We start from the raw sequence: 8,848 nt of genomic DNA, 5'->3' as shown, positions 1-8,848 counted from the left end.
GCGGTGGAGGAGTTGGAGGCGGCGGTTCCCGATCTGGTGGACGTGTGGTCGCTCTCCCCGTTGCAGGAAGGACTCCTCTTCCACGCCCGCTACGAGGACACCGGCCAGGACGTCTACGTCGGTCAGTGGCACCTCGACCTCGAAGGCGACCTCGACCCGGCGACCCTCCGCGCCTCCTGGCAGGCCCTGCTGGACCGACACGCCAGCCTGCGCACCGGATTCCGGCAACCGGCGGGCCTGGAGAACCCCGTGCAGGTGGTCTCGGCGGGGGTGGTGCTGCCCTGGCGGGAGGTGGACCTCTCCGGGCTGCCCGACCCGGACGCCGAGGCCCGCAGGCTCGCGCAGGAGGAGAAGGCGGCCCGGTTCGACCTGAGCCGTCCCCCCGCCCTGCGGCTGCTCCTCGCCAAGCTGGCCGACGGACGGCACCGGCTGCTGGTGACCTCGCACCACATCGTCATGGACGGCTGGTCGCTGCCCGTCCTCTTCGGCGAACTGTCACGGACGTACGCGGCCGGCGGCGACCCGCGTGCGCTGCCGCCCGTCACCCCGTACCGCGACTACCTCGCCTGGCTCGACCGTCAGGACAAGGAGGCCGCCCGCGAGAGTTGGCGCGCACTCCTGGACGGCGCCGACGAGCCCACGCTCCTGGGGGTCCAGGACGGCGGCGCCGCGCGGATCGCGCACGTCACCTCCCGCACCGGCGAACCGCTCACCCGTGCGCTGGTGGACACCGCCCGCGGTCACGGACTGACGCTGAACACCGTGGTCCAGGGCGCCTGGTCGGTCCTCCTCGGCAGCCTCACCGACCGCGACGACGTGGTCTTCGGTACGACGGTCGCCGGACGCCCCGTCGAACTGCCCGGCGTGGAACAGATGCTCGGGCTGTTCATCAACACCGTCCCCGTCCGGGTCCGCCTCCGCCCGGAACTCAGCGTCGCGGAACTTCTCACCCAACTCCAGGGACAGCAGACGCGACTCCTGGAACACCACCACCTCGGCCTCGCGGAGATCCAACGCATCGCCGGCGCCGGAGCGGCGTTCGACACCCTCGTCGTCTACCAGAGCTACCCGCAGGACGCCGATCCCGCCGACGTGCCCGGCGGACTTCCGGTCACCGGGGTCGGCAACGAGGAGGCGACGCACTACCCGCTCACCCTGATCGCCACGCCCGGCCGCGACCTGGAACTGCGGCTGGAGTACCGGACCGACGTGCTCGACGAACCGGCCGCCCGCACCCTGGTCGCCCGACTCGCCCGACTGCTGCAACAGTTCACCGCGCACCCCGAGACCCGCATCAGCAGCGTCGACCTCCTGGAGCCGAGCGAACGACACCGGGTCCTGACCCACTGGAACGACACCGGACGCCCGGTCCCGCAGCCACTGGTCACCGAACTGTTCACCGCCCAGGCCGCCCGCACCCCCGACCTGCCCGCGGTCGTCACCCACCACGCCGGCCTCACCTACGCGGAGCTGGACGCCCGGGCCAACCAGGTGGCCCACCGACTCATCGCCCTCGGCATCGGCCCCGAAGACCTCGTCGGCGTCCTGATGGAACGCTCGGTCGACCTGATCGCGGTCATGCTCGGCGTCCTGAAGGCCGGCGCCGCCTACGTACCCATCGACCCCGGCTACCCCGCCGAACGCATCGCGTTCATGCTGGCCGACGCCCGACCCGCCCTCCTGGTGTGCACACGGGACAGCCGGCAGTACGCCGAAGGCTTCGCCCACCTGTTGTGGGACGACCCGGACGTCGCCGCCGCACTCGCGTCCGCGTCGACCCGCACCCCCACCGACACCGACCGGGTGGCACCGCTACGCCCCCGACACCCCGCCTACGTGATCTACACCTCCGGCTCGACCGGCACCCCCAAGGGCGTCGCCGTCCCGCACCTCGGCTTCGCCAACTACGTGACCTGGCGCATCGGCGCCTACGGTTGGGGGCCCGGGGACCGGGTCCTCCAGTTCGCCTCGGTGTCCTTCGACACCTCCGTCTCCGAGATCTACCCCACCCTGACCAGCGGGGCCACCCTCTGCCTGGCCCGCCGCGACGGGGACGTCCTGCGCGAACTGGAGACCCTCGACGTCAACGCCGTCACCTTCACCCCGAGCGTCCTGGAGACCCTCGCCGCCGAGGACCACGGCCCCGGCGGCGTCCTCTCCCGGATCGAGCACGTCGTCACCGCCGGCGAGGAGTGCAGCCCCGACGTGGTGCGCCGCTGGGCCCCCGGCCGGGCGTTCCACAACGAGTACGGGCCGACCGAGGCCACCGTCGACGTCACCAGTTGGACCGCACCCGACCCGCTCCCGGACAGCGTGCCGCTCGGCCCGCCGATCGCCAACGTCCGCGCCTACGTCCTCGACCGGCACCTGCGGCCGGTGCCCCCCGGCGTCACCGGAGAACTCCACGTCGCCGGCACCGGACTGACCCGCGGCTACGTACGCCGCCCGGGACTCACCGCACAGCGCTTCGTCGCCAACCCGTTCGGCGCCCCCGGCGAGCGGATGTACCGCACGGGCGACCTGGCACGCTGGTCCGCCGACGGCCAACTGGTCTTCGCCGGACGGACCGACGACCAGGTCAAGATCCGCGGCTTCCGCATCGAACCCGGCGAGATCGAAGCCGTCCTCACGACCCACCCCGCCGTCGCCCGGGCCGCCGTCATCGCCCGCACCGACCAGCAGGGCGGGCGGACCGTCAAACGCCTCGTCGCCTACGTCGTGCCGGAGGTCGACGCCCCGACGGCCGTCGACCCCGAGGCACTGCGCGAGCACGTGGCCGCCCGGATGCCCGAACACATGGTCCCCGCCGCCGTCGTACCGCTCGACGACCTCCCCGTCACCGTGAACGGCAAGCTCGACCGGGCCGCCCTCCCCGCCCCCGAGTTCCGCGGACGCGGCGGGAGGGTCCCGACGACAGCGGCCGAAGAGATCCTGTGCGCCCTGTTCGACGAGGTCCTCGGCCTCACCGAAGCCGGCCCCGACGACTCCTTCTTCGAACTCGGCGGCGACTCGATCATGTCGATGCTGCTCGTCACCCGCGCCCGGCGCGCCGGACTGGTGATCACCGCCCGCCAGGTCTTCGAACACAAGACCCCGGCGGCCCTCGCCCGCAACGCCACCCCGGTCGACGACGGAGCACCCCCCGCCGCCACCGAACCCGACGTCGCGGTCGGCAGGGTCCCGCTGACCCCCGTCATGCACGAACTGGTCGAACGGGCCGGCGCCTGGGCACTCACCGGCGCCTTCGCCCAGTCCATGCTGGTACGGGTGCCCGCCGGACTGGACCTGCCCCGGCTGACCGCGGCCGTCGACGCGCTCCTCGACCACCACGACATCCTCCGCGCCCGCCTCCACCTCACCTCGGGCGTGCCGGAGTTCCTCACCGTCGCGGAGAAGGGTTCGGGGCCCGACGCCGCAGACCTCGTCCACCGGGCCGGCACCCCGGACGTGGAGACCGCGTTCCGCCGGGCGGTGGACGACCTCGACCCAGTGGCCGGGGCGATGATCCGGTTCGTCTGGTTCGACGCCGGCCCGACCACCCCCGGCAAGCTGCTCGTCGTCGCCCACCACCTCGTGGTCGACGGGGTCTCGTGGCGGGTCCTGCTCCCCGATCTGGCGGCGGCCCACGAAGCACTGGAAGCCGGCCGCACCGTGACGCTCCCGCCCGTCGGCACCTCCTTCCGCACGTTCTCCCGCTTCCTGGAGGCGGAGGCCACCGACCGCGAAGCGGAACTGCCCCAGTGGACCGCGATGTTGGACGGCCCCGACCCGCTCCTCGCAGACCGGGCGCTGGACCCGGCCGTCGACACCGTGGCCGCGGGCGTCCACGGGGCCTCCCTGACCCTGCCCGTCCCGGTCACCTCCGACCTGCTGACCCGGGCCCCCGGGGCCTACTACGCCACCGTCGTCGACGTCCTCCTGTCCGGACTGGTCGCCGCGGTCAGCGAACGGCAGCGGGCCCGGGGCCGCGACGTCGACTCCGGGATGCTCGTGGACATCGAAGGACACGGCCGGGCACCGAGCGCACAGGGCGCCCGGGCCCGCGAACTCGACCTGACCCGCACGGTCGGCTGGTTCACCAGCGGCCACCCCGTACGACTGGGCCCGGGCACCGAGGACCACCGCGGCGTCCACTCCGGCGAAGCCGCCGCGGGCCTCCTCATCAAGCAGGTCAAGGAGCAGCTCAGGGCCGTACCCGGGGACGGTCTCGGCTTCGGGTTGCTGCGCTACCTGAACCCGCGCACGGGCCCCCTGCTCGCCGGGTCGTCGACCCCGCAGATCGGCTTCAACTACCTGGGACGCTTCGCCGCCGGAGATCGTCAGTTGGACGGTGACCATGACATCGCCGGAGCGAACTGGCAGCCTGATGGAGACGTGGTCCTGGGCGGCTCGGCGGACGCCCGGATGTCCGCGTCCCACACCCTCGAAGCCGGTGGGCTCGTCCGTGACCTGCCCGAGGGGCCGCAGCTGACGCTCACCCTGACCTCCCCGGCCGGACTGCTCGACCAGGACGCCCTTGACGAACTGGTCGCCGGCTGGGCCGCGATGCTCACCGGGCTGGCAGCCCACACCGCCGGCCCGCACCCCGTCCTCAGCGGTCACACCCCGTCCGACTTCACGATGGTGGACCTTGCCCAGGACGAGATCGACGAGTTCCAGATCCAGCTCTCCGGCGAGAAGGAGTGAGTGACGCAGTGAGCCAGGTGCGGATCGAAGATGTGTGGCCGCTGTCGCCGCTTCAGGAAGGGCTCCTGTTCCACGCCGGGTACGACGAGGAGAGCCCCGACGTCTACGTGCTCCAGGGCGCCATGGAGATCCGCGGCGATCTGGACACCGCGGTGCTGCGCGCGTCCTGGCAGGCGCTCCTCGACCGCCACGCCGCCCTACGCGCCAGCTTCCAGCGGCGGGCTTCCGGCGACCCGGTGCAACTGATCGCCTCGGGTGTGGAGTTGCCGTGGCGTGAGGTGGATCTGTCGGGGTTGTCGGTGGGGGAGGTGGGGGTTGAGGCTGCGCGGTTGAAGGCGGAGGAGGGTGGTCGGCGGTTTGATGTGGGTGTGCCGCCTTTGTTGCGGGTGTTGTTGTTGCGGTTGGATGAGTCGCGGTTTGAGTTGGTTTTGACGTTGCATCATATTTTGATGGATGGTTGGTCGTTGCCGGTGTTGTTTGGTGAGTTGTCTGAGGTGTATGGGGCTGGGGGTGATGCTTCGGTTTTGCCGGTGGTGACGTCGTATCGGGAGTATTTGGCGTGGTTGGGGCGTCAGGATCGTGGTGCGGCGCGGTTGGCGTGGGGTGGGTTGTTGGAGGGTGTGGTGGAGCCGACGTTGGTGGGGTCGGCGGGTGTGGGTGGTTCTGAGGGTGATGCTGGGGGTGCGGGTGTGGGTCATGTGGTGGTGCGGGTGGGTGGTGGGTTGGTGGGTGTGTTGCGTGGGGTGGCGCGTGAGCGTGGGTTGACGTTGAACTCGGTGGTGCAGGGTGTGTGGGGTGTGTTGGTGGGGGTGTTGACGGGTCGGTCGGATGTGGTGTTTGGGGCGGTGGTGGCGGGTCGTCCGGCTGAGTTGGTGGGTGTGGAGCGGATGTTGGGGTTGTTCATCAATACGGTTCCGGTGCGGGTGGTGGTGGATCCGTATCGGTCGGTGGAGGAGTTTTTGGGGGAGTTGCAGGAGCGGCAGGCGGGGGTGTTGGAGCATCAGCATTTGGGGTTGGCGGAGATCCAGCGGGTGGTGGGTCAGGGGGAGTTGTTCGACACGCTCCTCGTCTACCAGAACTACCCGCGCAACCCGAACGGGCCGCTGGAGCTGACCGGGCTGAGCATCGAGGGCGCGGCGGGCGATGACTCCGCCCACTATCCGCTCGCGCTCGCCGTCGCCCCCACGGACGAGATGGAACTCCGGTTCGACTTCCACTTGGACAAGTTCGACGCCGAGACGGTGCGGGCCCTGGGTGACCGGATGGTCCGGCTTCTGGAGCAGATAGCCGAGGACCCGGCCCAACCGCTCGGCCGACTGGACGTCCTCGTAGCCGGGGAGCGCCCCCGGGTGGTCGAACAGTGGAACGCCACGGAGCGGGAGCTGTCCGCCTCTACTGTCCCGGAGCTGTTCGCGGCGCAGGTGGCGCGGACCCCGGACGCGGTGGCGATGGTGGGCGCCGAGACGTCTTGGTCGTACGCGGAGCTGGACGCCCTGTCGGACCGGGTGGCGGGTTGGCTGGCCGAACAGGAACTGGGTGTGTCCGGCGGTCGGGTGGGTGTGCTGCTGGACCGTTCGCCGGAGTTGGTGGCGGTGTTGCTGGGCGTGTTGAAGTCGGGTGCGGCGTATGTTCCGCTGGACGCGGGGCATCCGGTTGCGCGTCTCAAGGGCGTGGTGTCCGAGGCTGGCGTGTCGGTGGTGGTCGCGGACCGGGTGTGGGAGGGGCTGGAGACGGTCCAGGTGGCCGATGTGCTGGCGGCTGCTCCGCTCACCACGGCGCCCGTGGTGTCTCCGGGCGGGCTTGCGTATGTGATGTACACGTCTGGTTCGACGGGTCGGCCGAAGGGTGTTGCGGTCACGCATCGCAATGTTGCGGCGTTTGTTGCGGATCGGGCGTGGCGTGATGATGTGGTGGAGCGGGTGTTGGTGCAGGCCAACCATGCTTTCGATGCGTCGACGTATGAGTTGTGGGTGCCGTTGGCGCGTGGTGGTCAGCTGGTCGTGGCGCCCTCGGGTGATCTGGACGCGGCTCAGCGGGGTCGTTTGATCGCTGATTACGGGGTCACCAATGTCCATGCGACGGCGGGCTTGTTCCGGGTGTTGGCGGAGGAGTCGCCGGAGATCTTCGCCGGGGTCCGTGAGGTCTCGACAGGTGGTGACGTGGTCTCGGCGTCCGCGATCCGCGCCCTGCTCGACGCGCACCCCGACCTGATCGTGCGGACGACGTACGGTCCGACCGAGACGACGGCGTTCACGACGCAGATCCCGTACCGTGCGGGCGACGAGGTCCCGGCCAACGTCCCGATCGGTCGCCCGATGGACAACAGTCGGGCGTACGTCCTGGACGAGTTCCTGCGTCCGGTGCCGCCCGGTGTGACGGGCGAACTCTACCTGTCGGGCGCCGGTCTCGCCCGTGGTTACGACAGCCGTCCGGGTTTGACCGCCGAACGTTTCGTGGCCTCGCCGCATGGTGGTGGGCGGATGTACCGCACGGGTGACCTGGCTCGTTGGACGGCCGGCGGTGAGTTGCTGTTCGCGGGGCGTGCCGATGACCAGGTGAAGATCCGGGGGTTCCGGATCGAGCCGGGTGAGGTCGAGGCGGTGCTCGCCGCGCACGAGTCGGTGGGTCAGGCCGCGGTGATCGTTCGGGAGGACCAGCCGGGCGCCAAGCGACTCGTCGCGTACGTGGTCGCGGCAGCCGACTCCCTCGACACGGAGGCGCTGAGCGAACACGTCGCAGGCAAGCTGCCGGAGTACATGGTGCCGTCCGCGGTCATCGCACTCGACACCCTGCCCGTCACGGTGAACGGCAAGCTCGACCGGGCCGCCCTCCCCGCACCCGAGGTGACCGAGTCGACGGGCCGGGGTCCGCAGACCCCGACCGAGGAACTGCTGTGCGGCCTGTTCCGCGACGTCCTGGGCCTGGAGTGGGTCGGTGCGGAGGACTCGTTCTTCGAGCTCGGTGGCGATTCGATCATGTCGATGTTGGTGGTGGCCCGGGCCCGGCGCGCCGGTGTGGTGATCACGGCGCGTGAGGTGTTCGAGCGGAAGTCCGTGGCTGGGTTGGCGTTGGTGGCGCGGGAGTTGTCGGGTGCTGGGGCCCCGGCTGGGGGTGGGGTGTCGGCGGTGGGTGCGGTGCCGTTGACGCCGGTGATGCGGGAGTTGCTGGAGCGCGCGGGTGCGGTGGCGCTGACGGGTGCCTTCTCCCAGTCGATGGCCGTGGAGGTTCCGGCCGGGTTGGAGCTCCCCCGGTTGGAGGCGGCGGTGCGGGCGGTCGTGGACCACCACGACGTACTGCGCGCCCGACTGGAGCTGGTGGACGGCGTACCGGACCGACTGACCATCCCGAAGAAGGGGTCAGGGGCGACGCCCGGTGTGCGGCGGGTGGATGCGCGGGGTCTGGTGGGTGGTGGGTTGGGTGAGGTGGTGCGGGGTCGGGTGGAGGAGGAGGCGCGGCTCCTGGATCCGGTGGGGGGTCGGATGGTGCGGGTGGTGTGGTTCGACCGGGGTCCCGATGAGACGGGGCGGCTGTTGTTCGTGGTGCACCACCTGGCAGTCGACGGGGTGTCCTGGCGGGTGCTGATGCCGGATGTGGCCACGGCGTACGCCCAGGGTTCGGGAGCGGGTCTGGAGCCGGTGGGGACTTCGTTCCGTGCATGGATGCAGGCGCTGTCGGCAGAGGCGGCGGGCGCTGGGCGGAGGTCCGAACTGCCCGCGTGGAAGCAACTCCTGCAAGGGGTGGACACGACCCCGTTCGGTGAGCGGGCGTTGGATCCGCTGGTGGACACGGTGGCTGCGGGGACGCGTCGGGTGGAGGTGCGGGTGCCGACGGAGGTGACGTCGGAGCTGCTGACCCGAGTGCCCGCGGCGTTCCACGCGGGGATCGATGACGTGTTGTTGGCCGGGCTGATGGTCGCGCTCAAGGAGCAGCGCGGCGTTGCGGGACCCGTGTTGGTGGATGTGGAGGGTCATGGGCGGGTGTCGTTGGGGGAGGGGGTGGATCTGTCGGGGTCGGTGGGTTGGTTTACGTCTTCGTATCCGGTGCGGGTGGATGTGGGTGGTGTGCCGGGTGGTGATGTGGGGTTGTTGGTGAAGCGGGTGAAGGAGCAGGTGCGGGGTGTGCCGGGTGATGGGTTGGGTTATGGGTTGTTGCGTTTTGTGGG

The 8,848-nt window shown here is 70.6% G+C and carries 2 protein-coding genes; both read left to right on the top strand.

From position 1 onward, the window contains the following. Positions 1-12 precede the first annotated feature (12 nt). On the top strand, positions 13-4,686 hold the full coding sequence (locus ACFV88_RS35725) for an amino acid adenylation domain-containing protein (protein ID WP_385496391.1): 4,674 nt from the start codon (positions 13-15) through the stop codon (positions 4,684-4,686). Beyond that, positions 4,683-8,848: amino acid adenylation domain-containing protein (locus tag ACFV88_RS35720; RefSeq protein ID WP_385496390.1), on the top strand; the 4,166-nt coding region annotated here is incomplete at its 3' end. The genes ACFV88_RS35725 and ACFV88_RS35720, both read left to right, overlap by 4 nt.

Source organism: Streptomyces sp. NPDC059816 (assembly GCF_042732055.1).
In the GTDB taxonomy this organism is placed as follows: domain Bacteria; phylum Actinomycetota; class Actinomycetes; order Streptomycetales; family Streptomycetaceae; genus Streptomyces.
Note: the sequence above shows the minus strand (reverse complement) of the source record. Positions and strands in the feature narration are given on the sequence as shown.